The organism is Seleniivibrio woodruffii (assembly GCF_029267515.1).
Classification (GTDB): Bacteria; Chrysiogenota; Deferribacteres; order Deferribacterales; family Geovibrionaceae; genus Seleniivibrio; species Seleniivibrio woodruffii_A.
This window is the reverse complement of the sequence record NZ_JAJUIS010000001.1, coordinates 271357-295061: the sequence shown is the minus strand read 5'-3', so window position 1 is coordinate 295061 and position 23705 is coordinate 271357. Positions and strand designations below refer to the sequence as shown.

The window sequence follows — 23705 nt, the reverse complement described above, 5'->3', positions numbered from 1 at the left end:
CAGTATAAAAATCAAGACAGTTTATTATCATAAGCCGTTCAATATACCTTATCTGTAAAAAAGTGAAAATCAAAATTTATTAATTTATGTCTCAAAAACCGCCTTGCGAAAGCAGGATTTCTGGAATACTATCTCCAAGGATACATTTATTATCGGATATATATTATTAACGGAGCATGTATGTCTGACTTTTCCGGATGTAAACTTCTCCCCGACAGCGGCAAAATGCTTGAAATTATCAGGGCACAGTCCGAAATAACCAAAGCCGGACCCGACCTTGGAAGCATAATGAACGCCGTATGCGAACAGGCACAGCTTCTTGTTGACGCAGACGGAGCAACCGTTGAGCTGGCAGAAGACGATGAAATGGTTTACAGGGCAGTTTCCGGCAGCCTCTCCTCATATCTTGGACTAAGACTCAAAAAAGGAACAAGTCTTTCCGGCATGTGCGTCGGTTCATGCAATATCATGTACTGCAAGGATTCCACTTGTGACGAAAGGGTCAATAAAGCCGCCTGTCTCCAGGTCGGCGCCGTTTCTCTGCTTGTTGTACCGCTTAAACATGAGGAAGAATGTGTCGGAGTTCTCAAGGTAACTTCTTCCAGACCGCATTTTTTCACTGAGACTGATATGTGCGTCCTCTCCCTTATAGCCGATATGCTCGGTTCATCAATATACAATGCGTCCAGAAACAATACGGAGGAACTGTTCAAAAAAGCTACCACGGACTTTATGACAGGACTTTCAAACCGTGCCGCTTTTTATGACGAACTGCGCAGAAAGGTAACCTTATCCCGCCGTTCTGCTCTGAGTTTCGGCGTTTTGATACTTGATATGGACGGACTGAAATATATCAATGATAATTTCGGGCACCTCGCAGGTGATGCCGCTATAAACGAGTTCGCATTCAGAATACGCAGCGCTTCGAGGGAAAATGACACGGTTGCCCGTCTCGGCGGAGACGAGTTCGGTATCATAGGCGGAGATATAAAAAATAACTCTGACGGAAATATGCTTACAGACAGACTTTACGCGGAAATAGAAAGACCTTTCAGCTTCGAAGATAATCCACTGCCTTTCAGCGGGAGCATAGGCTATGCGATATTCCCCCATGATTCAGAAGATATGCAGGCGCTGATAGATATAGCCGACAAAGCAATGTATAAGGTCAAGAAAGAACGGAAGGTCAGGAACGCAGTTTCTCTTTAAGTTTCTCATATAATATAAAGACGAAGAAACATACTGACGATACGGCTATTATGCTTGCGCCGGACGTGAGATTGAACACATAAGCACAGTAAAGCCCAGCTATGGTGAACACCAGCGACAGGATACTTGAAAGGATCATCATGCCTTTAAGAGAGCAGACCTTTTTCTCAGCTATGTATGGCGGGATAGTAAGCATCGCTATTACAAGAATAAGCCCCACCACCCTTATAAGAAGCACAACCGCAAGTGCGGACATAACCAGAAGAACGGTGTAGATCAGTCCTGAACGCACACCCATGCTGGTGGCATACTCCATATCGAAACTGACGGCGTGTATCTGCCTGAAATAGAACAGAACGTATCCTATTATAAAGATATCGAGCACACCCATATACACAAGGTCGCTGTCTGGCACCGCAAGGATGCTGCCGAACAGATAGCTCATCAGATCAACGCCGTAACCGGGTGTCAGATCAGCCAAAATGATACCGAACGCCATGCCGCACGCCCACATGACACCTATCACCGTATCGGAACGGTTCTTGTCCTTGAGCGTTATGAGCGCCATTATCACTGCCGCAACAACTGCGAATATTCCGGCTCCCAGAAGAGGGGATATGCCCAGAAAGAATGCCATGCCTATACCGCCGTATGCCGTGTGGGCTATACCGCCGGATATGAAGACTATGCGGTTAACAACAACAAGGGTGCCGATTATCCCGCACGCGATAGAGGCAAGAACACCTGCCCAGAGCGCGTTCTGTATGAATCCGTATGAAAGTATGTCGGTCATTTGTGCTCCATGAGAACCCTGTGGGGGTGTCCGTGGGCAACAAGCTCAACGGGACACTGGGCATCCGCGCCGTATGACATCTGCATCATTTCGTCGGTGACTTCAGCCTCGTCGTGTTTGTGCAGTGTCGTGCTCACACAGGCAACGGAAGTTGCAAATTTAGGGATTATAGTAAGATCGTGGCTGACAACCACGATGGTCATTTTCTCGTTCAGCTTCGCAAGGATATCGTATATGCGGGTCTGACCCTCCATATCGACGTTTGAAGCCGGCTCGTCCAGAAACAGAAGCTCCGGCTCGCCTGCAAGCGCACGCGCCATAAGCACCCGCTGCCGCTGACCGCCGGAAAGATCGTCTATCCGTTTTTTGGCTATTTCGCCTATCTGAAGCTCTTCAAGCACCATGCGGACGTAATCCCTGTCGCTTTTTTTCGTGAACCCGCCGCGGGTGAGCATCCTGCCCATCAGCGCCACATCCTCCACTGTAATGGGAAATCCGCCGCCGGAGGTTACGTTCTGGGGAACGTAGCCTATCCTGTTCACAGTACCCGGTCTCTGACCAAGCACCCGGATATCGCCGGACTGAGGCTTGAGGATACCCAGAAGTATCTTGAGAAGCGTACTCTTCCCTCCGCCGTTGGGACCTATCACAGCGAGAAATTCGCCTTTTTTTATGTCGAAGCTGATATCGCGCAGAACTTCATTTGCGCCGTATGAAAAATTCAGATTTCTGACACTGACTGCTGTTTCCGTTTCCGACATTATGCCGCCTGAATAAAAAGAGGGCACACAAAATGCCCTCCGATATGCTTACTGAAAAGTAACTTTATATACCCATTATATTGTAGCCGTTGTCCACATAAATGACCTCGCCAGTTACAGCGGATGAGAGGTCACTTGCAAGATAAACGGCTGTTTTGCCCACGTCTTCCTGTGTGCAGTTGTCGCGCAGGGGGGCATGTTCCGCTATGTGGTTGAATATCTTTTTGAAATCGGATATTCCCGCAGCGGCGAGCGTCTTTATGGGACCTGCGGAGATAGCGTTAACGCGCACCTTGTTCACGCCGAGGTCGGCGGCAAGATAACGTGTGGAAGCCTCAAGAGCCGCCTTCGCAACACCCATAACATTATAGTTCTGAATAACTCTTTCCGCTCCGAGGTATGACATGCAGATTATGCTGCCGCCCTCGTTCATGAGGGGTTCAGCATATTTTGCAAGTGCAGGCAGCGAATATACGCTGATGTCCATTGCAAGAGCAAAATCCGCTCTTTTTGTATCGACGTAGCGGTCTTTAAGCGCATCGCCGGGTGCGTATGCAACCGAGTGGACGAGGATATCGAACTTGCCCCATTTCTCTTTAACGATGTTAAAGCAAGCCTCTATCTCTTCATCCTTGGTAACGTCGCAGGGAACGAGAAATTTCCCTCCGAGTTCTTCGGAAACCTTTGCCACTCTGCTTTCCAGCTTTTCGCCTGCATAGCTGAAAGCCACTTCCGCGCCCTGTTCAATGAAATTTCTGGCGATGGCATATGCGATGCTTTTATTGTTCGCAACACCGAAAACCAATGCCTTCTTACCGTCAAGAAGTCCCATATTCTCTCCTTATTAAAACATATCAAGGAACCCTGATATATCCTTAGTTAAAACGATTTCTATTTTTTTGTCAAACTCGACTTTTTCGGGAAGGAAAAATTTCCTGATACCCATTTTATAACATTCGGCAACTCTGCTCTTCATATTTGATACCGGACGCACGGTTCCTGTGAGTCCCACTTCGCCTATGAAGGTGGTCTCAGGCGATATCGCCTGCTCTCTGTATGATGAAACGATTGCAGCGCACAACGCAAGATCGGCACTGGTCTCCGTTATTTTCATGCCTCCGGCAACGTTCACATAAACGTCACTGCCCGCAAGGTTAAGCCCGCCCTTTTTGTCCAGCACCGCCATGAGCATGTTCATACGGTTAAGGTCAATTCCCATGGCGTTGCGCTTGGGAAACTGATAAAAGGTCGGCGCAACAAGTGCCTGCACCTCTACGAGAAAAGCCCTCGTACCCTCTATAACGGGAACGTTCACCCGTCCGGAAACACTCCTGTCCGCGTCGTCTGCAAAGCTGTAGTTCTTCAGCTCCATCAGCCCCTTGTCGCTCATTTCGAAGATGCCCACCTCGTCCGTGGGACCGAAACGGTTCTTCACGGAGCGCAGGATGCGAAGCCCGCGGCTGTAGTCCCCTTCAAAATAAAGCACTGTGTCCACAAGGTGTTCCAGAAGTTTAGGACCCGCGATGTAGCCGTCCTTAGTCACCTGACCGATAATAAGAACGGTTATGGCGCGGCTCTTTGCAACCTCAACCAGTCTGTATGTAACGTGCCGAACCTGCCCTACGGTTCCTGCGGCAGAATTAAGTTCCGCAGAGGCGACCGTCTGTATTGAGTCCAGTACGACAAAATCAAATCTCTCATTATCCAGCGCCGAAAGCACATCCTCAAGACTGTTGGTGGGCAGGATGCTGATATCCGCAGATGACATCCCAAGCCTGTCGGCTCTCAGCTTTATCTGTGCTGCCGATTCCTCGCCGGAAACGTACAGCACTTTCCTGTTTCCGCCGGAAAGTATACCCGCCGACTGCAAAACTATCGTCGATTTACCGATCCCCGGCTCTCCGCCGACCAGTATCACCGAACCCTTTACAAGTCCGCCGCCAAGCACCTGATCCAGTTCACCTATGCCGGTGCGGGTGCGCTCGGTTTCAAGTCCCCTGACCTCACGCAGATTCACTGCCGTAACGTTTGCCGTCTGACTTTTTTTACCTGCAGGCGCAGACGGTTCTTCAATCTCTTCAATGAAGCTGCTCCAGCTTGAACATTCCGGACATTTGCCTATCCAGCCCGGCGAAACGTATCCGCAGTTCTGGCAGACGTAACGGCTCTTCTTTTTCGCCATCTAGTCGTTCTCGTCCAGAAAATCCGCAACTGTAACGCGGTTGGGTGCCGTGAGCCGCAGGTGCTCATAAGCCATGGCTGTTGCCATGCGCCCTCTGGGGGTTTTTTTGATGAAGCCTCTGTATATAAGATAGGGTTCGATAACATCCTCTATGGTATCGCGCTCCTCGCTGAGCGTAGCCGCCAGCGTATCCACGCCTACAGGACCGCCGCCATACTTCTCTATTATGGAGAGCAGCAGGGAACGGTCTGAATTATCCAGTCCTTCCCGGTCTATCTCCAGACGGGAGAGTCCTTCACGCGCTATGTCCAGCGAAACAAAGCCGTTGTTCAGCACGTCTGCAAAGTCCCTGATACGCCGGAGTATCCTGTGCGCGATACGGGGTGTGCCGCGGCTTCTGGAAGCTATCTCTTTCGCGGCGGCATCCTCTATTTTCGTTTCAAGGATTGATGCTCCGCGCAGAATTATGCTGGTAAGCTCGTCTATGCCGTAAAATTCAAGTTTAAGAATCATCCCGAACCTGTCTCTAAGAGGGGAGGTGAGAAGGCCGGCGCGGGTTGTGGCGCCAACGAGGGTGAAGGGGGGCAGGTCTATTTTAACGGTTCTTGCGGCAGGACCCTGACCGATGAGAATGTCGAGTTTATAGTCTTCCATTGCGGGATACAGAATCTCCTCAACGTTTGAGTGGAGCCTGTGTATCTCGTCTATGAAGAGAACGTCACCCTCCTGTAAATTCGTCAGAAGTGCGGCAAGATCTCCTGCACGCTCTATGACGGGACCGCTGGTGGAATTTATATTCACTCCCATTTCGTGGGCAATGATGTTTGCAAGGGTGGTCTTTCCCAGTCCGGGGGGACCGTGGAAAAGGCAGTGGTCAAGGCTCTGTCCGCGCTTTTTCGCCGCCTGAACAAAGACCTTGAGATTCTCCTTAACCTTTGACTGACCTACATAATCGTCAAACCCGCCGGGTCTGATGTTCTGTGTCTGAAAGTCCTCCGGCTGCTTGTCTTTGGAAAAGATGTCGTCCATCCGTCCGCCTGTGGATTGATTTAATAGATGTACTACAATAGCAGTTTTACAGATAATTGCAAGGTTTGGGAGTAAAATGACGGTGCGGGGGGCTGCCCGCACCGTCCCAAGAGGTGGCATTCATGTTATGCCTTTTTAACGGGTGGTTTTGAGGATTAAAAGGGTGTCACCTTTTATTTAGCAGCTCTAAAAATCAGAATAGGACTTTTTTTATCTTTTTAAAGGGGAAATTTAAAATAATTGCAGATTTTTTTTACGATAGAAATTCTTGAGACTGCTCCGCATCGCTCGCAGTGACGATTCCCAGACTGTCTTAAAATTTGCTGCTTAGATGCGGGTTATACAAGGAAGATTTTATGAGACAAGCAAAAGCATACGTACTCTGTATGTGTTGCGAGAGAATGGAATCTGACGCGGTAGAATGAAGCAGATATGCGGCAAAAAGAGAAGCCCGCCGAAGCGGGCTATTTTAAGAAAGAATAGGGATACTCCGTATGATCTTTGTAAGTCCCCTCAAGTATCGCAACCACATCCTCCACAAACACAAGTTCCTCGTTCGTGGGGATAACAAAAACTTTCACTTTTGAATCGGGTGTGGATATCTCTGTCTCACCGTGCTTGGAGAAAGTTTTCAGATTCTTCTCTTTATCAACAACAATCCCCATCGGCTCAAGATTTTCTATAGCCATCTGACGTATAACACCTGCGTTCTCGCCAACGCCCGCAGTGAACACGATAGCGTCCACCCTGCCGAGCACTGCATAATATGCGCCGATGTATTTGCGAAGTCTGTATGCCTCCACCTCAAGCGAAAGAGTACAGCGGTGTTTGTAGTCCTCGTCTTCGCAGCTTATGACGTCGCGTCTGTCGGTAAATCTGCCTGTTATGCCGAGAACGCCTGATTTTTTGTTCAGCAGGTTGTCCATGGCTTTCGCGTCAACGTTCAGCTTCTGCATCATGAAAAGCGGAACAGCCGGGTCAACGTCGCCGCATCTTGTTCCCATAACAGCGCCTTCAAGTGGAGTCATACCCATTGACGTATCCACACTCACTCCGTTTTTTATGGCTGTGTGAGAAACGCCGTTACCGATGTGCATGGTGATGATATTGCAATCTTTCGCAGGTTTTCCAAGCAGAGACGCCGCACGTTTTGAAACGTAAAGGTGGCTTGTTCCGTGGAAACCGTATCTGCGCACACCGTATTTTTCATACCATTCATAGGGCACGGGATATGTGTATGCATAGTCCGGCATTGTCTGATGAAATGCCGTATCGAATATCGCAACGTGGGGAACGTTGGGCATAACCTTCTGCGCGGCGCGGATACCCGCAAGGTTGGGCGGGTTGTGCAGCGGCGCAAGATGCGCAACATCTTCTATTGTTTTAAGAACTTCTTCGTTGATAAGTACACTTCTGGCAAAAACCTCGCCTCCGTGGACAACCCTGTGTCCGACGGCAGATATCTGCTCCATGCTGTCAATGACGGCAGATGCGCCTCTTGAGAGTGTTTTGATAATAAGACCTATTGCCGCGGAGTGGTCGTGGCACTCATATTCCTCACGCAGCGTCTCCTTTCCCGGAACCTCGTGCACGATGAAAGAATCGCCGATACCTATTCTTTCAACCAGACCCTTTGCAATGACCTGCTTGTTGGTCCAGCTGTAAAGCTGGTATTTAACCGATGAACTGCCGCAGTTAAGAGCGAGAATATCCATCTAAATAAACCCCCTAGTCAGCCTGAACGGCGGTTATAGCCGCCACATTGACGATATCCATGTATTTGCATCCTCTGGAGAGGTCGTTAACCGGTTTCGCAAGTCCCTGAATGACAGGCCCTATCGCTTCTGCGCCTGCAATCCTTTCTACAAGTTTATACCCAATATTTCCCGCGTCAAGTGTGGGGAACACAAGAACATTCGCAGAGCCTGCAACTTCGCTTCCGGGGGCTTTCTTCGCTCCGACAGCCGCAAGAAGCGCAGCGTCCGCCTGAAGTTCTCCGTCTATTTTAAGAGAGGGTGCGAGAGTTTTCGCTATCTTCGTCGCCTCGATAACTTTTTCCGTTTCGGGGCTTTGTGCGCTTCCCTTTGTGGAAAAAGACAGCATAGCCACCTTAGGCTCAACCTCAAGGAAAGACCTGCAACTGTCCGCCGTGGCAACGGCTATCTCCGCAAGGGTCTGCGCATCCGGGTTCGGAATAACCGCACAGTCTGCAAAAAGAACCGCCCCGTCCTTTCCGAACTCGGTCTTTGGTGTCACCATAATAAAACAGCTTGATACGGTTTTCATTCCCTTTTTCGTACCGATAACGCGTATAGCAGCGCGGAGCACGTCGCCTGTGGTGTGGCAGGCTCCTGTAACGGCGCCGTGGGCAATGCCTTTCTGAACAAGCATGGAACCGAAATAGTTTACGTCTTTCATACTTGCCTGAGCCTCTTCGAGGGTCATCCCTTTGGCTTTTCTGCTTTCATAGTATGTATTTACAAAATCAACATAATATTCACTGGTTTCGGGGTCGATTATTTTGCAGCGCACTTCATAACCTTTTGACTGAAAAAGACCTTTAACAGCATCCTCTTTTCCGAGAACTATAACGTTTGCAAGACCGTTTTCCGCAATGGCGTTCGCCGCATCTATGGTACGTTCATCCCAGCCTTCTGGTAGGACGATGGTTTTGTTTCTCGCCTTCGCAATATCCCAGAATTTCTGCATCAGTGACATAAAGACCTCCGATAGACCAAAATGATACTACGTTTTACATTACATTATAAAAAACTTCAATGCAAAATTTTAAGCTGACTATACGGTCTCCAGATAGATTTTTTCCGATAGATTTTTGCCGATAATAATCTGGAATTATTAGTTAAATTCTGGAAATATTTACTGAAATAAGGTTATTGCCAAATATCTTACATATGCTTATCCGTATGTAAAAACATAATATATCCGCAAACGCGGAAAATATAAATACTGTTTGTCTTTTGCCTACTTGTTCTAAACGCATTCTCAGAACCGTTTTCGGTGCACAAAAAAAAAGCAACACACCGTTGCATATATTAAAATTTCGATTTACACTGAGAAATGGTTAAAAATTACTCACCCAATATTTTTGAACACGAAACCAGTATTAAAGCAGATATTTCCACCGTTTTTGAATGGCACGAAAGGGAGGGAGCGCTGTTCCGGCTTAGTCCGCCATGGGAGAATGTATCACTCATAAGGCGCGACGACGGCATTCAGGTCGGCGCAAAGTGCGACATCAGACTCAAAACCGGACCCGTTTCAATGGTATGGAAAGCAGAGCACATCGGTTACGAAAAAAATTCATTCTTTAAAGACAGACAGAACAATGGACCCTTTTCCAAATGGGAACATTCGCATTATTTCACTGAATCAGACGGCATAACAACAGTTAAAGACCACGTTGAATACAGACTGCCCCTGCATCCTTTCTCAACGGCTGTGGCAGGGAACTTTGTGCGGACAAAACTTGAAAAAATGTTTCGCTACAGAGAAGACGTATGCAGAAACGACATAGAATTTTACAAGGAGTACAGCCCCGCCCCTAAAACCGTTGTGGTGTCAGGCTCGTCCGGTGTTGTCGGCTCGGCGCTGATTCCCTTTCTTCAGACCCAGGGACACAGAGTCATACGCCTTCTGAGGGATAAGTCCAAACTCTGCATAGGCGACGTATGCTGGAACCCCAACGCTGGCATAATAGAGGATAAGTTCGAAAACGCCGATGCGGTTATCCATCTCACAGGAGAACCCATAGGCGAGGGCAAATGGACGGACGAAAAGAAGCGCGAGATAATCGACAGCCGCGTGCGCAGCACTGCTCTGCTTGCAAACACTCTGGCGAAAATGAAAAACCCGCCGAAAACTTTTATCTGCGCCTCAGCAATCGGTTATTACGGTGCACACGGAGACGAGATAATCACTGAAGACGAAAAGGCTGGCGGTCACGACTTTATAGCGAAAGTATGCAAAAAATGGGAAGAGGCTGCAAAACCTGCTCTGGACAAAGGCATCCGCGTCATTTTTCTGCGCATCGGCGTGGTGCTCACACCTGCTGGCGGCGCACTGCAAAGAATGTCCCTGCCTTTTTCCCTTGGTCTTGGTCCTGTCTTCGGAAGCGGAAAGCAATACCTGAGCTGGGTTGCCATGGACGACGTACTGTACAGTGTAGGACATCTTCTGGAACACAAGGAGATAAGCGGTGCCGTGAATCTTACCTCTCCGAAAGCAGTCACATCTGAAGAATTTTCCGATACACTTGCCGATTATATGCGAAAACCTAGATTTATTAATATTCCGCCCTATGTTATCATGAAGATGTACGGGCAGATGGGCAAAGAAGTTCTTTTGTCCGGAGCAAACGTTTACCCCGAAAAACTCATTAAGAGCGGATTCCGGTTCAGGTATCCGGATCTTATCCAGGCTTTCGGGCATCTTCTGGGAGGGTAGGCATCATGAGCGTCTCTTTGAAAATGCTGTTTCTTGTGACAATGACCGTGGCGCTGAGTTTCGGCTTTATGCACCATGTCGTGGGCGGCTATGACTTTGAGAGGCTCCATATCTTCCTTTTCAACCTCTGTTCCGGAGGCACGATAATCCTCTATTTTACAATGCAGAGGAACGAAATGCCTAAACGGCTTATATTGTTTTATGTTCTGGCGTTTGCGTTCGCGGTTTTTGCTTTTTTCAAGCTGTATGTGCCGTGCATTATAATAGCTCTGGCGCTCTGCTTCATAACCGAGTCCGTACGGATAAAAAAATTCGGCTTTTTTCCGTGGCAGTTTTTCACGACAAAGGACTCAGTGTCAGTAAAATTCCACAACGCAGCGCTGCTTTGCCTGTCCATAGGACTTCTGATTTCAGTCCTTGCGATACTCAACCATGAATATTATCACTGGCTGGACTTCGAAAAACTGTCGCTGAACACCTTTTTTCTTGGTTTTTCATTCCCCAGTTCGCTGATAACGCTCAGCGTGCTCTTCGCCGCCATGCGAAAATACGGAACTGCACGGATTATCTTTTTCAAAACAGCGCTGTTCTGGACAATCACCGTCGGCGTCATTATATTCTTCCTGTTCATCCTGTTCGAGGCGGTGTGGCTTGAGCTTTCGATTTCGCTCACCCTGTTCGTCGCAGTTTCCGCCGTGCTTCTCCTATATATAAAGACAGGATACATGGAGCAGCAGAAGGCGTTTCTGACATCGGGTATAGTTTTTCTGGTTATGACCGCCGTTTCCGGTGTCTTCTACATCCTTATATATGCAATGGGCGAGCCTTCCGAACAGATGCGGCAGCTCACAATACTTTATCACAGAACACTGTCCCTTTACGGATGGAACATAAGCGGTCTCGCGGTGATATGCCGCCATAATGACTTCCCCATAATGCTGCACTCCGGCAAAGTGATCGCGCTCCACTGGCTCATTGTTGCGCTTCTTGCACCCATAGGGTTCTATATTCCGTGGGTTGCTCTGGTGGCTGTAGGAGCTTACGCGGTGTTCCTGTATGCAATGTTCTTCTCAAAACCGACAGGAGTGAACCCGGCAGGCATATAAAATTCTTGCCAATTTGTCCTGACGGTAATATTATCCTGTCTTGTTTTATAAAGGAGAGAACAAGTGTCTATCGGAATCTTTGACTCAGGCGTGGGCGGACTCACGGTTTACAAAACTATCAGCGAATATTTCCCGAAACTGGATATGTACTACCTCGGCGATACGGCACGCGTGCCTTACGGCAACAAATCGCCTGAAACAGTTATCAGCTACAGTCTTGAGTGCGCAGGATTCCTCGTTAAGAACTTCAGGATAGACACCATCGTAATTGCATGTAACACGGCATCGTCATACGCAATTGACGCCATCAAAAAGCAGTTCGGAGTGAACGTTATCGGCGTTGTTGAACCGGGCGCAAAAAGCGCTGTTGCTGTGACTCATAACAACAGAATAGGCGTTATAGGCACCCGCGCAACCGTGCGCAGCGAATCGTATGTCAAAGCGCTGAAAGCCCTTAAACCCGATGTTCAGGTCTACCAGACAGCATGTCCTCTTTTCGTTCCGATTGTTGAGGAAATGCTCATCGAAACAGACGTGGCAAAGCAGGTTGTACAGATGTATCTGTCCGAGCTGGCAGGCTCCGGCATCGACACCCTCATCCTCGGCTGCACCCACTATCCCCTCCTTAAAGGGCGCATACTGGAAAAATTTCCCCATTTCAACATTGTCGATTCATCGCAGGCGGTTCTTGAGTGCATCAAAGAGCTGAAAATCCCAACAGAGCAGTCGGGAATACGCGAGATTTACCTCACAGACGAATCACCCGCTTTCGAAACACTGAAAAATGTGTTGGCGGGCGGACTACAGTCTAAAAAAGTAGCCCTTTAATCTATTGGCAGTTAACCTGATTTTATACAGGATAAATTTTTCTTGTCTCTTTTGGAAAAAAATTATTGACTAATTATCTTTTTCCTCTTATATACACTTTATCGAATATATGAATTTCCAAGGAGGCAAACATGGAAAACACTGTAGTATCAATTCCCAGAATAGGGGAACAGGCACCCGAATTCAAAGCTGTGACAACACAGGGCGAGATAAATTTTCCCGCAGACTATAACGGTAGCTGGGTCATACTTTTCAGCCACCCCGCGGATTTCACACCCGTATGCACATCCGAGTTCATGACATTTGCAAAGATGGAAAAGGACTTCGCCGCATACAACTGTAAGCTGGTGGGTCTCTCCGTTGACGGGCTTTACAGCCACATAGCATGGCTGCGCAACATCAAGGAGAAGATTGACTTCAAAGGCATGAAAGGCATGGAGGTCAAGTTCCCCCTTATCGAAGACATAACAATGGAAGTGGCAAAGAAATACGGCATGATTCAGGAGGGCGAAAGCAACACAAAAGCTGTCAGGGCGGTATTCGTAATCGACCCCAAAGGCGTGATACGCACCGTGCTTTACTATCCGCTGAGCACCGGACGCAACTTTGACGAGCTTCTGAGAATCGTTGTTGCTCTTCAGACAGCGGACGCTTTCACATGTGCCACACCTGCCGACTGGAGACCCGGCGACGAAGTTATCGTTCCGCCCGCAGGCTCATGCGGCGTTGCAAAAGACAGGGTCGAAGGCAAAGAGGAAAACGTTAAGTGCTACGACTGGTACTTCTGTACAAAACCTGTCAGCGCACAGGAAATAGATTCCAAACTTAAAAAGTAACGAAACATGGGGGCTGAAATGCCCCCTCCTGTTTTTCCTTTTTTACTCTAATTAACTTCTCATGACTTTTATTCTTTTATCCGATTATTATTCACATGGCATGAATGAGGTTAAAAAATGGGTAAAACGTCTGATGAGTTTTTTCAATCTAAAACAACTAGCAGTAGCATTAAAACTAAAATAGTCACTGATTATTATTCATCTTGGATTGAAAAAATGATGAATTCAGCTAAATCATCTCCAAATAAAAATTTTCATGAGACTCATTTTGGGTATATTGATTTGTATGCTGGTGCAGGTGCATATAAAGATGGCTCACATGGAACTGCAATGTCAATTATGTCAAAGATTGTACAATCTGAGCAGCAACGAAACTGCGTTGAAGCAATATTCAATGATAGTCATAAGGCATCAATTGAGTCATTGTCTGGTTGCGTTGGCAATATTTGTTCAAATCTTAATTTTAGGTATCCACCACAATTTACTAATCAAAAAGTTGACGTCACTCTAGTTAACAATATATTCAAAAGATGTAATTTTCCAACCTTGCTTTTTTTGGATCCTTTTGGTTATAAGGGGCTAAGTTTAGAATCTATAAGAACCGGAATAGAGGAGTTTGGTTCTGACTGTTTTATTTTTTTTAATTATGTCGGCGTAATTAGAGCATTGAGACTAAAAAATTCTGATTCAAATTTAGCTCCTCTTTTTGGAGACAGCTACATAAGCATCAAACAACAAGAACAATGTTTATCTCAACACCAAAAGCAAAATCTTATTGTAGAATCTTTTAAAAAGGAATTAACAAAACTTTTTCCAAAAACTTATGTATCACATTTTAGATTTTTAAGTAAAAAAGCAAATTGCACACAACACTACCTATTTCATATAACCAAAAGCGAAGTAGGTTATTTATTATTCAAAGATATTATAAGAAAAATCAATTCAGATTCAAATGGATTCCCTATATATGAATATAATCCGAGAGCGAACAATAACGCTGTCGATAATTATATTACCAATAGGAAAGAGGATTTGGCTTGTGATTTGCTAAGTGATTTCAAAGGGGAAAAAATTACCTTTAATAAGCTCTTTAAACAACACCATATAAAAACGAACTATTGCAGAACAAATTACTGCGATACAATTAAATATATGGTAAAAAACAAGCGAATAAATTTATCTGAAATAAAATCAGATGGCACTCCAAGAGGAAAAGCATTTTGTGAAGATGCTGTCGTGATTTTGTTTCCTTAGGAACAAAATGAGTAATATTTCAAGAATTGAATGGACTGAATCTTCATGGAACCCAATTACAGGATGCACAAAAATAAGCTCAGGGTGCAATAACTGCTACGCAGAAAAAATGGCAAATAGACTCAAAATGATGGGAAGCAAAAATTATATGAATGGCTTTAAACTCACCTGTCATAATCATGTACTAAATGCACCATTGCTCTGGAAAAAGCCACGAATGATTTTTGTGTGTTCCATGAGTGATTTATTCCACAATGATGTCCCCGATAATTTTATCATTAATATTTTTGATGTTATAAAAAACGCATATTGGCATACATTTCAAATACTAACTAAACGAAGCGAAAGATTCGCAATATTTACCAATAAATACGGCTTTCCATCAAACGCTTGGGCTGGTGTCACTGTTGAAAATTCTGAAGTGATGTTTAGAGCGGAACATTTAAGACAAATTCCTGCAAAAATTAGATTTATATCAGCAGAACCATTGATTAGTTCGATTAAAAATATAAATCTCAAAGATATAAATTGGGTTGTTGCCGGTGGAGAGTCTGGAGCTAATGCAAGACCGTTATTGATTGATTGGGCTAGAGAAATCCGTGACAAATGTGTGGATGAAAATGTTTCATTTTTTTTCAAACAATGGGGAGGAACAAACAAAAAAATTTCAGGTCGTACTCTTGATGGTAAAATATGGAATGAAATGCCAAAATATACAACAAATATAAAGTCATTTATAAAATAGGCTTACAGGTAGCTCTTAGCTATCCCACCCAGCCTGATTATCGATTTCTCAAACTTGCTGTCCCAAGGAAATCCGCAGTTTATCCGCATACAGTTATTGTATTTCTGCTGAGATGAGAAAATCCCGCCAGGCGAAAAAGATATCTTCTCTTTAAGCGCTCTGGGGTACATGTCCAGCGTGTCCACCTTGTCCGGCATCTCCACCCAAAGAACGAATCCGCCCTGCGGGCGTGTCACCCGCGTTCCTTCGGGGAAGTGGCGGAGAATCTGATATGTATATGTCTCAACCTGCGCCTTGAAACTGTTATTCATTTTGCGCAGGTGTCTGGGAAATTTGCCCGATGCGAGGAAGTGCGCAACGGTAAGCTGCGGCACAGTGTTCGTCGCCATGCTGGACGCTATCTTCTGGCGCAGTATCTCGTCGAAATATTTGCCCGGTTCGATCCAGCCCACGCGATAACCCGGCGCGAGACTCTTTGAAAAGGATGAAACGTGTATCACGTTGCCGTTTTTGTCGTATTTTTTCAGGTTGCTGAGCCGCCTGCCGGAAAAGTTGAAATCGCCGTTGATATCGTCCTCAATAACGGGGATATCCTTTTTGTTGCAAAGCTCCACAAGCTCTTTACGCGCGTCTTCGGGGTAGGTGTGCCCCATGGGATTGCCATAGTTAGGCTGAACCAGAACCGCTTTAACGTCGAATCTGTTCAGCGCTTCACGGAAATCCTTCATAAGTATGCCGTCCTGCGGGCTGGTCGGAAGCTCCAGAGCATAAACCTTAGCTGTTTCAAGCAGGTGCATGAATCCGAAATAGCTGGGCGATTCCATCAGAACAAGGTCTCCGGGACGCGTCACGGCGCGCATCGCCATGGTTATGCCTTCGGAAGCGCCGTTTGTAATGATTATATTGTCGCTGCTTATGGAATTGCCGTTCATATTCATGTAATAGGCGAGCTGCTGGCGGAAAAATTTATGTCCCTGAACGTCGCCGTATTCCACCCGCGTTTCGCTGTCGGTGGATAACAGTTTTTTCATTATACTGTTCAGTTCCCTGTGGGGTAACAGTTCAGTTGCAGGCATGGCGCATCCCAACGGAATTATCTCCGGATTGGTGACCGCGTACAATATCTCCTGTATCAGGTTGCTGTTTTTAACCTGCATGGGCTGGTCGCTGGGCTTGGTCACCCGCACCGTCTCGCGGGGGACAATGGTGCCGCCGGAAACGTAGAACCCCGACTGGGGGCGGGCTTCCAGCATACCTACGCTCTCAAGTTCCATGTATGCCTGCATCACTGTCGAAAGGCTTACACTCTGTTCCTCACTCATCTTCCGCAGCGACGGAACCTTGTCGCCGGGACGCAGAACCTCGTTCTCCATCATGGTTACGATAACGTCCATAACCTGTCTGTACCGGAATTCCTGCTTAACTTTTGCCATACAGTCCTCAACTGTTATGTAAACATTTCTTTTTTTCTGTATCTGTTATGGTAACTGTTATTGCTGTATTTTACAATCAGAAAGTGGGCAGCAGAAGAGGCTTTTGAAATTCAGAAGGCTGGCTTTCAAAAAGACCGATGGTAATTAACGATTTTTTAGAATATAAGAATCACCATAGGGCGAACACTTAATTCCGAAACATGAGGTGGCATCATGACAAGCAGACAGGAGCTAAGATTAAAACGGTTTCAGACCAAAGGTTTTGAAGACGCAAAATCAATCAGCATCTATTGCAGCGAGGGTTCATTATGGATAACTGCAGGAAACGCACTGGGCGACCGTGTGCTTTACGCAGGCAAGGAACTCCACATCATCGCATCCGACAAGGTTGTCGTTGAAGCTCTCGCAGACAGCGTGTCTTTTGTCACAGTCATGGCGGATATGCCACATCCCCATACAATGACGGCGGACAACAACTAGAATACGATTAAGTGGGGCGCACCGCGCCTTTACACATACATCCTCCTTATCTCTTCAAGCGTAGGAAAGGGGCGGCAGAAATGTCGCCCTTTTTCAATTATACACTCTCAAACGACTTCCATGTCGTTTGTTCGCAACGCTTCTCTCGACTCGACACCAAAGGCGTCTCGTCTCAAGCCGCGAAGCACATCCATGTGCTTTTGACATTTTCATGCTAAAATATGTCATGTACGACGAACTGAAAAGCCTGATTAAAAATTCGAAGACCTGCCTTTTTCTGACAGGGGCGGGGATGAGCGCCGACAGCGGTATCCCGACATTCAGAGACCGCGACGGCTACTGGAAGAATTTTCCGGTGTTCAAAGACAAGGGACTTCTCCCGCAGGAGCTTGCATCCCCCGCGTCCTTCCGCAAACAGCCGCAGCATAGCTGGGCGTTTTACGAATGGCGCAGGCGCAATGCCCGCAAAAATATTCCGCACTCCGGCTATCATGTCATAAACCTTATGGCGGCGGAGATTTTTGAAGACAGTTTCGTCCACACCACCAATACCGACGGGTACCATATCATCTCCGGTATGTCGGCGGACAGAGTGACCGAAATACACGGCAGCATGTGGCGGCTGCAATGTATAAACGGCTCCTCATGCCGGTACGGTGTGCGGAACAACACCGACGTTCCGCTGCTTGAAATGGACGAAAACACCATGTCCGCACTGACAATGCCCTGCTGCCCTTTATGCGGAGACATTCTTCGTCCCAACATACTGATGTTCGGCGACTGGGAATATATTGAAAACGATATACAACTTAACCATTTTGATGATTTTCTCAGCAGACACAAACGCATCGACCTCGTTTTCCTCATAGGTTCCAGCAGCCAGATACCTACAAACGATTACATAGCAAAACGGATGCAGCAGTACGGTTCAAAAATCATAACCGTCAATCCGGATCCTTCTTCTGCAATGGTGTGCACACCGGACCTTTTCATAAAAGAGCGCTCGCTCCCCGCTTTTCAAGCCATCGCAAAAATCCTTAACTTACTCTGACAAAACATACTAAAAAAGGCTTGACAGCAACAGACTCAACTCATATTCTATGCTTTAGCACTCCTTGCCAATGAGTGCTAACAAAACGGTGTGAGCAATGAATTTCCTGAACGACAGAGAAGAAGCCGTACTTAAAACAATCATTGAGGAGTTTGTGCAGAGCAATGAACCTGTCGGCTCAAGGCACATCTCAAAGACAGGTCCGCTGAAGCTCGGTCCCGCCTCCATACGCAACATAATGAGCGATCTGGAGGAAAAAGGGTACATTCTTCAGCCCCATACATCTGCGGGCAGAATACCTTCGGACGAGGGTTACAGATATTATATAGACAAGCTGGTCACTTTCAGCCTTTCCGACAAAGCTGTTATGGAACAGCTTAAAAACGATTGCAGCGCTGAAAACATAAACGGCATGTTCAAAAAGGTCAGCGACAACCTCAGCCGCCTGACCCGCTCCGTCGGGTTTGTAATCTCGCCCAAGCTCAACACCATGCTACTTAAACATATTGAATTTATAAGGCTCAACAGCACTACTGTGCTGGCTGTCATAGTCGCCAGAACGGGCATAGTGCACAATGTCATGATAGACATTGCGCCGAACGTAACCGACAGCGACCTGACCCAGATAAGCAACTACCTTAACACACACTTCATGGACAAAAGCCTTATGGAGGTCAAAACAGCCGTTCTGGACGAGATGCGCAAAGACAAAAACCGCATGGACTCCTTATACCGCAATATCATGAACGTTACAGAACGGGTATTCAATAAGGGTGATTTCGGTCAGGACATAATCGTAAGCGGCACGACAGGCATACTTGACCTGCCGGAATTCAGTGACGTATCCAGACTAAAAGGACTTTTCCAGACATTTGAAGAGAAAAAATTCATCTTCGACATACTTGATAAATGCCAGAACGCTACAGGGGTAAACATCTTCATCGGGTCCGAGATCGGGCGCTCAGAGGTGAGCGAACTGGGACTTGTTACCAAGACCTATTCCAGAGGCGGCAACGTTATCGGAATGCTGGGGATCATCGGACCCAAGAGGATGCGCTACACGGATGTTGTTTCCGTTGTGGACTGCTCCGCCGAACTCGTTTCGGGCATTATGGGCAAATTTTTAGAGAAATAAACAAGAGGAAATAGATAATGGAAGAGATGGAAAACAAAGAGCAGCAGGAAGAGACGCCGAAAGACGAACTGACCCTTCTGCGTGAGCAGAATGAAAGACTCGCCGAGTCTCTGGCGGCGGCGAAAGACAGCGAACTGCGTTCCCTTGCCGAAATGGACAACGTACGCAAAAGGCTCACAAAGGAGTTCGACGACAAACTGAAATACTCCAACCTGAACCTGATATCCGCCCTGTTCCCGGTTATGGACAACTTCGAGATGGCGCTCAGTCACATCTCCGGTGAAAATCCGGTGGAGGCTCTTAAAGAGGGCGTTCAGCTCACGCTGAAACAGATGAGTGAGACCCTTGAAAAATACGGACTGAAAGAGATAGAGCTTAACATCGGCGACGACTTCAATCCCCAGTTCCACGAGGCGCTGATGGTTGACTGCAATGAAGAATATGACGACAACAAAGTACTGATGGTACTTCAGAAAGGATACACCCTCCACGGAAGAGTGGTTCGCCCCTCAAAAGTGAAGGTCAACAAAAGGAATAAGTAATAAGATATACAATCTCAGGAGGACACAATGGCAACATCCAAAAAGGTTATCGGTATTGACCTTGGAACCACAAACTCATGCGTAAGCATTATGGAGGGCGGACAGCCTAAAGTTATCGCAAACTCCGAAGGCGCGCTTACCACCCCTTCAGTTGTGGCGTTCACAGATTCTGACAGACTGGTCGGTATGCTGGCGAAAAGACAGGCGATAACCAACCCCGAAAACACAATTTTCTCTATCAAACGTCTCATCGGACGCAAATCTGACGCGCCCGAAGTGGCAAAAGCAAAGAAAGTTCTTCCCTACAAAATTGTAGGCTCCGACAACAACGACGCATGGGTCGAAGTTAAAGGCAAAAAATACGCTCCTCAGGAAGTTTCGGCTATGATACTTCAGAAGCTGAAATCCACTGCTGAGGACTACCTCGGCGAAACAGTCACAGACGCTGTTATCACCGTTCCCGCATACTTCAACGACGCACAGCGTCAGGCTACGAAAGATGCGGGCAGAATCGCCGGTCTCAACGTGCTCCGTATCATCAACGAGCCCACAGCGGCTGCTCTTGCATACGGTCTGGACAAAAAACATGATGAAAAGATCGCCGTATACGACCTTGGCGGCGGTACTTTCGATATCTCCATCCTTGAGCTTGGCGACGGCGTTTTCGAAGTTAAATCAACCAACGGCGACACGTTCCTCGGCGGTGACGACTTCGATATGCGCGTAGTCGAGTGGCTGGTGGCTGAATTCCAGAAATCAAACGGTATCGACCTGCGCAACGACAAAATGGCTCTCCAGCGTCTGAAAGAGGCTGCTGAAAAAGCCAAACACGAACTTTCAACAGCTGGCGAAACAGAAATAAACCTTCCGTTCATCACTGCTGACGCTACAGGTCCCAAACACCTTGTGGTAAAACTTTCCAGAGCAAAATTCGAGTCTCTGGTTATGGATCTCGTGGTAAACTCCCTTGAGCCTTGCAAAAAAGCCCTGCAGGATGCAGGTCTCTCCGCAAGCCAGATTGACGAGGTTATCCTCGTCGGCGGTATGACCCGTATGCCCCTTGTTCAGCAGAAGGTTAAAGAATTTTTCGGCAAAGAACCCCACAAAGGTATCAACCCCGATGAAGTTGTTGCAGTGGGCGCGGCTATTCAGGGTGCGGTTCTTGCGGGCGACGTTAAAGACGTTCTTCTGCTCGACGTAACGCCTCTGTCACTGGGAATTGAGACTCTGGGCGGCGTTATGACCAAGATCATCCCCAGAAACACAACTATACCCGCACGTCAGAGCCAGACATTCACGACTGCTGCTGACAGCCAGACATCAGTTACCATCAGCGTGCTTCAGGGCGAACGTGAAATGGCAAACGACAACAAACACATCGGACGTTTCGACCTCGTGGGCATCCCCGCGGCACCCCGCGGCGTTCCGCAGATCGAAGTTACGTTCGACATAGATGCAAACGGTATCCTCCACGTTTCCGCGAAAGATCAGGGAACAGGCAAGGAACAGTCCATCCGCATCACTCCTTCAAGCGGTCTGTCCGATGAAGAGATAAACAAAATGGTCAAAGACGCAGAGCTTAACGCCGACGCAGACAAGAAGAAAAAAGAGCTTGTCGAAGCGAGAAATCAGGCTGATACCCTTGTATACTCAACTGAAAAATCACTGTCCGAACACGGTGACAAGGTTGATGCGCAGACAAAAGAAGCTATTGAAAAAGCTCTTGCCGACCTGAAAGAGAAATCAGCAGGTGAAGACCCAGCCGCAATCAACGCCGCAATCGAGGAGCTGACAAAGGCTGCTCATAAACTTGCGGAAGAAATTTATAAAGCGGCTCAGGCACAGCAGCAGGAACCTCAGTCTCCCGACGGCACAGAGGGAACACAGCAAAAGTCTGCCGACGACGTGGTTGACGCCGAGTTTGAAGAAGTTAAAGACGAAAAGAAATAATTATCAAAAAAGGGCTGGTAATATTTATCAGCCCTTTCTTTATTTCCCAACCTCATTTATAAAGGGATGGGCGGCGATTTATAATATAAATCTCCCCTAACCCCTCTTTGTTAAAGAGGGGAACAAGACTTGGAGCGGCATCTTGGCTAAAGATTACTACGAAACTCTGGGCGTCAACAAAAACGCCACAGAAACCGAACTGAAAAAAGCATATAGAAAACTCGCCATGCAGTATCACCCCGACAGAAATCAGGGGAACAAAGAGGCGGAAGAGAAATTCAGAGAAATCAACGAGGCATATTCCGTTCTGTCCGACGGCACGAAGCGTGCGCAGTATGATCAGTACGGAAGAGTCTTTGACGATAAAAACAACGGATTCGGCGGCGGCGGCGGTTTCGGCGGCGACACCATCTTCGAGGAGTTCTTCGGGGACGTCTTCGGCGATTTCTTTGGTACGGCGGGCAGCACAAGACGCAAACGCAGACCCCAGAAGGGCACAAACATACAGATGGGCATCGAGATAACTTTTGAAGAGGCGGCGTTCGGCTGCGAAAAGGAACTCAACGTACCCAAAACAGAGAACTGCTCCCGCTGCGACGGCACAGGCGCAGAACCCGGAGCTGTTGAAACATGCCCCACATGCCACGGCTCAGGCACCATACAGCGCAGACAGGGACTTTTTGCCATCAGCACACCCTGCGGCACATGCGGCGGTACCGGACAGATTATCAAGGAACTCTGCAAAGAGTGCCGCGGCGAAGGCACAAAGCGCGTCACAACTAAGCTCAACGTAAAGGTTCCCGCAGGAATAGAGGACGGCATGACAATGCGCCTCTCCGGAAAGGGAAACTCAGGCAGTAACGGAGGTCCCGCTGGCGACCTTTTCATAGAGGTTTCAGTTATCCCCCACAAACTGTTCAAACGCGAAGGCAGAGAAATATATATGGAACTGCCCATATCCTTCGTTGATGCTATACTCGGTAAATCTATAGAGATACCCACGCTGAACGGAAATGAAAAAATAACCATAAAGGCGGGTTCTCAGCCCGGCGATAAAATAGTTCTGAAAGGCAAGGGGCTTCCCGACGTTCAGGGTATCGGCATAGGCAACATGAACATCGAGCTTAAAGTGCTTCTGCCCACACAGCTTACGAAAGACCAGAAAGAGCTTCTGGAACAGTTTGACCTGACGGTTACCGAAGAGACATACCACTCCCAGAAGTCACTCTGGGACAGGATGAAAGAGTTTTTTAAAGGCTAACACCTATATCTGGGCGGCTTTCATGCCGCCTTTTTTAACGCCTTCATCGCCGGACATTTATTATCTACAAAACTGACCAGCAAAGCCGCGCAGATACCCAGCGCAACCTCCACAAACCTGTCGAAACCTATCCTCCATGCCACCTCGCTGTGGTGCATCAGAAGGATTATCGCAAAGGTCACACCGCCGAGCCTGTATGCGCTCATGGTGAGTTTCAGCCCGTAGCATATCATCCCCATGATGAATATCCCCAGCCCGAAATTCAGCGTATTCACATCGGGAAATACAAAATTAAAAGCTCCTGCGAATAATGCACCTATCACTGTGCCGATGAGTCTCTGTTTGGATGTGTCCCACGACTGCCCCAAAGTGGACTGCATCACAATTATTGCCGATATGGGCGCCCAGTAAAATTCCGACAGACTCAGCAGCTTTGCCGTAGAAAGGGATATCATGGCTGCCATTGCTGTCCAGAAGGAGTGCTTAACCCACATGTTGTTCAATAAACTTCTGATCATATCCCTCACCTTTTATGTAATATTTATGATAACCGATACGGAAAATTATTCAATAACCTATACTTTTTAAGTTTTATCTGGATTAATTCCCGTAAATTACCTATATATGAAGTTTGAACTCATAAGGA

General features: G+C 47.2%; 22 protein-coding genes. 13 read left to right on the top strand and 9 right to left on the bottom strand.

Annotated features, from left to right (window positions below):
• Window positions 1-180 precede the first annotated feature (180 nt).
• Entirely contained in the window at window positions 181-1209 is a 1029-nt protein-coding gene (locus Q7P67_RS01345) for a sensor domain-containing diguanylate cyclase (protein ID WP_303849935.1), read from the top strand.
• Here Q7P67_RS01345 and Q7P67_RS01340 read toward each other — a convergent pair.
• The 7 genes from Q7P67_RS01340 to pta all read right to left on the bottom strand — a co-directional run bounded on the left by Q7P67_RS01340 (window position 1187) and on the right by pta (window position 8692).
• Complete coding sequence (locus tag Q7P67_RS01340) at window positions 1187-2002, bottom strand: metal ABC transporter permease (RefSeq protein WP_303849933.1); 816 nt, start codon at window positions 2000-2002, stop codon at window positions 1187-1189. The genes Q7P67_RS01345 and Q7P67_RS01340 overlap by 23 nt on opposite strands.
• Window positions 1999-2763 carry a metal ABC transporter ATP-binding protein gene (locus Q7P67_RS01335; RefSeq protein ID WP_303849931.1) on the bottom strand — a complete coding sequence of 255 codons (765 nt, stop codon included), beginning with the start codon at window positions 2761-2763 and terminating at the stop codon, window positions 1999-2001. Before Q7P67_RS01335 ends, Q7P67_RS01340 begins: the two co-directional genes overlap by 4 nt.
• A 64-nt stretch (window positions 2764-2827) precedes the next feature.
• Window positions 2828-3595 (bottom strand): enoyl-ACP reductase, encoded by a 768-nt coding sequence (locus Q7P67_RS01330; RefSeq protein ID WP_303849929.1) that lies wholly within the window; start codon window positions 3593-3595, stop codon window positions 2828-2830.
• 12 nt (window positions 3596-3607) lie between these two features.
• Window positions 3608-4945, bottom strand: coding sequence for a DNA repair protein RadA (gene radA / locus Q7P67_RS01325; RefSeq protein WP_303849928.1), 1338 nt, complete (start codon window positions 4943-4945; stop codon window positions 3608-3610).
• Window positions 4946-5974, bottom strand: a complete 1029-nt coding sequence (gene ruvB, locus Q7P67_RS01320) for a Holliday junction branch migration DNA helicase RuvB (RefSeq protein WP_303849926.1) — start codon at window positions 5972-5974, stop codon at window positions 4946-4948. It abuts the gene before it with no gap.
• A gap of 464 nt (window positions 5975-6438) precedes the next feature.
• On the bottom strand, window positions 6439-7689 hold the full coding sequence (locus Q7P67_RS01315) for an acetate kinase (RefSeq protein WP_303849924.1): 1251 nt from the start codon (window positions 7687-7689) through the stop codon (window positions 6439-6441).
• A 13-nt stretch (window positions 7690-7702) separates the two neighbouring features.
• On the bottom strand, window positions 7703-8692 hold the full coding sequence (gene pta, locus Q7P67_RS01310; protein ID WP_303849922.1) for a phosphate acetyltransferase: 990 nt from the start codon (window positions 8690-8692) through the stop codon (window positions 7703-7705).
• Window positions 8693-9052: 360 nt separating this feature from the next.
• Between pta and Q7P67_RS01305 the strand changes: the two genes are divergently transcribed.
• The 6 genes from Q7P67_RS01305 to Q7P67_RS01280 all read left to right on the top strand — a co-directional run bounded on the left by Q7P67_RS01305 (window position 9053) and on the right by Q7P67_RS01280 (window position 15207).
• Complete coding sequence (locus tag Q7P67_RS01305; protein ID WP_303849920.1) at window positions 9053-10438, top strand: TIGR01777 family oxidoreductase; 1386 nt, start codon at window positions 9053-9055, stop codon at window positions 10436-10438.
• A gap of 5 nt (window positions 10439-10443) precedes the next feature.
• Window positions 10444-11544 carry a hypothetical protein gene (locus tag Q7P67_RS01300; RefSeq protein ID WP_303849918.1) on the top strand — a complete coding sequence of 367 codons (1101 nt, stop codon included), beginning with the start codon at window positions 10444-10446 and terminating at the stop codon, window positions 11542-11544.
• A gap of 63 nt (window positions 11545-11607) precedes the next feature.
• Window positions 11608-12372, top strand: coding sequence for a glutamate racemase (gene murI, locus Q7P67_RS01295; RefSeq protein ID WP_303849916.1), 765 nt, complete (start codon window positions 11608-11610; stop codon window positions 12370-12372).
• Window positions 12373-12503: 131 nt separating this feature from the next.
• Window positions 12504-13208, top strand: coding sequence for a peroxiredoxin (locus Q7P67_RS01290; RefSeq protein ID WP_303849914.1), 705 nt, complete (start codon window positions 12504-12506; stop codon window positions 13206-13208).
• A 117-nt stretch (window positions 13209-13325) separates the two neighbouring features.
• Window positions 13326-14462 carry a three-Cys-motif partner protein TcmP gene (tcmP, locus tag Q7P67_RS01285; protein WP_303849912.1) on the top strand — a complete coding sequence of 379 codons (1137 nt, stop codon included), beginning with the start codon at window positions 13326-13328 and terminating at the stop codon, window positions 14460-14462.
• Between the two features lie 7 nt (window positions 14463-14469).
• Window positions 14470-15207 (top strand): DUF5131 family protein, encoded by a 738-nt coding sequence (locus tag Q7P67_RS01280; RefSeq protein ID WP_303849910.1) that lies wholly within the window; start codon window positions 14470-14472, stop codon window positions 15205-15207.
• Window positions 15208-15209: 2 nt separating this feature from the next.
• Here the strand turns inward: Q7P67_RS01280 and Q7P67_RS01275 are convergent, their stop codons facing one another.
• On the bottom strand, window positions 15210-16640 hold the full coding sequence (locus Q7P67_RS01275; protein WP_303849908.1) for a PLP-dependent aminotransferase family protein: 1431 nt from the start codon (window positions 16638-16640) through the stop codon (window positions 15210-15212).
• Between the two features lie 213 nt (window positions 16641-16853).
• Here Q7P67_RS01275 and Q7P67_RS01270 point away from each other — a divergent pair, with 213 nt between their 5' ends.
• The 6 genes from Q7P67_RS01270 to dnaJ all read left to right on the top strand — a co-directional run bounded on the left by Q7P67_RS01270 (window position 16854) and on the right by dnaJ (window position 23059).
• Window positions 16854-17120 carry a DUF2917 domain-containing protein gene (locus Q7P67_RS01270; RefSeq protein WP_303849907.1) on the top strand — a complete coding sequence of 89 codons (267 nt, stop codon included), beginning with the start codon at window positions 16854-16856 and terminating at the stop codon, window positions 17118-17120.
• 226 nt (window positions 17121-17346) lie between these two features.
• Window positions 17347-18171, top strand: a complete 825-nt coding sequence (locus Q7P67_RS01265) for a Sir2 family NAD-dependent protein deacetylase (RefSeq protein WP_303849905.1) — start codon at window positions 17347-17349, stop codon at window positions 18169-18171.
• A 97-nt stretch (window positions 18172-18268) separates the two neighbouring features.
• Entirely contained in the window at window positions 18269-19306 is a 1038-nt protein-coding gene (gene hrcA / locus Q7P67_RS01260) for a heat-inducible transcriptional repressor HrcA (RefSeq protein ID WP_303849903.1), read from the top strand.
• 17 nt (window positions 19307-19323) lie between these two features.
• Window positions 19324-19848: a nucleotide exchange factor GrpE gene (grpE, locus tag Q7P67_RS01255; protein ID WP_303849901.1), complete on the top strand. Its 525-nt coding sequence runs from the start codon at window positions 19324-19326 to the stop codon at window positions 19846-19848.
• Window positions 19849-19875: 27 nt separating this feature from the next.
• Window positions 19876-21798, top strand: coding sequence for a molecular chaperone DnaK (dnaK, locus tag Q7P67_RS01250; protein WP_303849899.1), 1923 nt, complete (start codon window positions 19876-19878; stop codon window positions 21796-21798).
• A gap of 142 nt (window positions 21799-21940) precedes the next feature.
• The gene (gene dnaJ, locus Q7P67_RS01245; protein ID WP_303849897.1) at window positions 21941-23059 is read left to right on the top strand and encodes a molecular chaperone DnaJ; all 1119 of its coding nucleotides are present in this window, start codon (window positions 21941-21943) and stop codon (window positions 23057-23059) included.
• A 20-nt stretch (window positions 23060-23079) separates the two neighbouring features.
• On the opposite strand, the gene Q7P67_RS01240 is transcribed toward dnaJ, so the two are convergent.
• Window positions 23080-23577: an aromatic acid exporter family protein gene (locus Q7P67_RS01240; RefSeq protein ID WP_303849895.1), complete on the bottom strand. Its 498-nt coding sequence runs from the start codon at window positions 23575-23577 to the stop codon at window positions 23080-23082.
• Window positions 23578-23705 lie beyond the last annotated feature (128 nt).

Coding starts and splice junctions, on each gene's coding strand:
- Q7P67_RS01345 (WP_303849935.1), top strand. CDS start 181: ATGTCTGACTTTTCCGGATGTAAACTTCTCCCCGACAGCGGCAAAATG.
- Q7P67_RS01340 (WP_303849933.1), bottom strand. CDS start 2,002: ATGACCGACATACTTTCATACGGATTCATACAGAACGCGCTCTGGGCA.
- Q7P67_RS01335 (WP_303849931.1), bottom strand. CDS start 2,763: ATGTCGGAAACGGAAACAGCAGTCAGTGTCAGAAATCTGAATTTTTCA.
- Q7P67_RS01330 (WP_303849929.1), bottom strand. CDS start 3,595: ATGGGACTTCTTGACGGTAAGAAGGCATTGGTTTTCGGTGTTGCGAAC.
- radA (WP_303849928.1), bottom strand. CDS start 4,945: ATGGCGAAAAAGAAGAGCCGTTACGTCTGCCAGAACTGCGGATACGTT.
- ruvB (WP_303849926.1), bottom strand. CDS start 5,974: ATGGACGACATCTTTTCCAAAGACAAGCAGCCGGAGGACTTTCAGACA.
- Q7P67_RS01315 (WP_303849924.1), bottom strand. CDS start 7,689: ATGGATATTCTCGCTCTTAACTGCGGCAGTTCATCGGTTAAATACCAG.
- pta (WP_303849922.1), bottom strand. CDS start 8,692: ATGTCACTGATGCAGAAATTCTGGGATATTGCGAAGGCGAGAAACAAA.
- Q7P67_RS01305 (WP_303849920.1), top strand. CDS start 9,053: ATGGTTAAAAATTACTCACCCAATATTTTTGAACACGAAACCAGTATT.
- Q7P67_RS01300 (WP_303849918.1), top strand. CDS start 10,444: ATGAGCGTCTCTTTGAAAATGCTGTTTCTTGTGACAATGACCGTGGCG.
- Q7P67_RS01290 (WP_303849914.1), top strand. CDS start 12,504: ATGGAAAACACTGTAGTATCAATTCCCAGAATAGGGGAACAGGCACCC.
- tcmP (WP_303849912.1), top strand. CDS start 13,326: ATGGGTAAAACGTCTGATGAGTTTTTTCAATCTAAAACAACTAGCAGT.
- Q7P67_RS01280 (WP_303849910.1), top strand. CDS start 14,470: ATGAGTAATATTTCAAGAATTGAATGGACTGAATCTTCATGGAACCCA.
- Q7P67_RS01275 (WP_303849908.1), bottom strand. CDS start 16,640: ATGGCAAAAGTTAAGCAGGAATTCCGGTACAGACAGGTTATGGACGTT.
- Q7P67_RS01270 (WP_303849907.1), top strand. CDS start 16,854: ATGACAAGCAGACAGGAGCTAAGATTAAAACGGTTTCAGACCAAAGGT.
- Q7P67_RS01265 (WP_303849905.1), top strand. CDS start 17,347: ATGTACGACGAACTGAAAAGCCTGATTAAAAATTCGAAGACCTGCCTT.
- hrcA (WP_303849903.1), top strand. CDS start 18,269: ATGAATTTCCTGAACGACAGAGAAGAAGCCGTACTTAAAACAATCATT.
- grpE (WP_303849901.1), top strand. CDS start 19,324: ATGGAAGAGATGGAAAACAAAGAGCAGCAGGAAGAGACGCCGAAAGAC.
- dnaK (WP_303849899.1), top strand. CDS start 19,876: ATGGCAACATCCAAAAAGGTTATCGGTATTGACCTTGGAACCACAAAC.
- Q7P67_RS01240 (WP_303849895.1), bottom strand. CDS start 23,577: ATGATCAGAAGTTTATTGAACAACATGTGGGTTAAGCACTCCTTCTGG.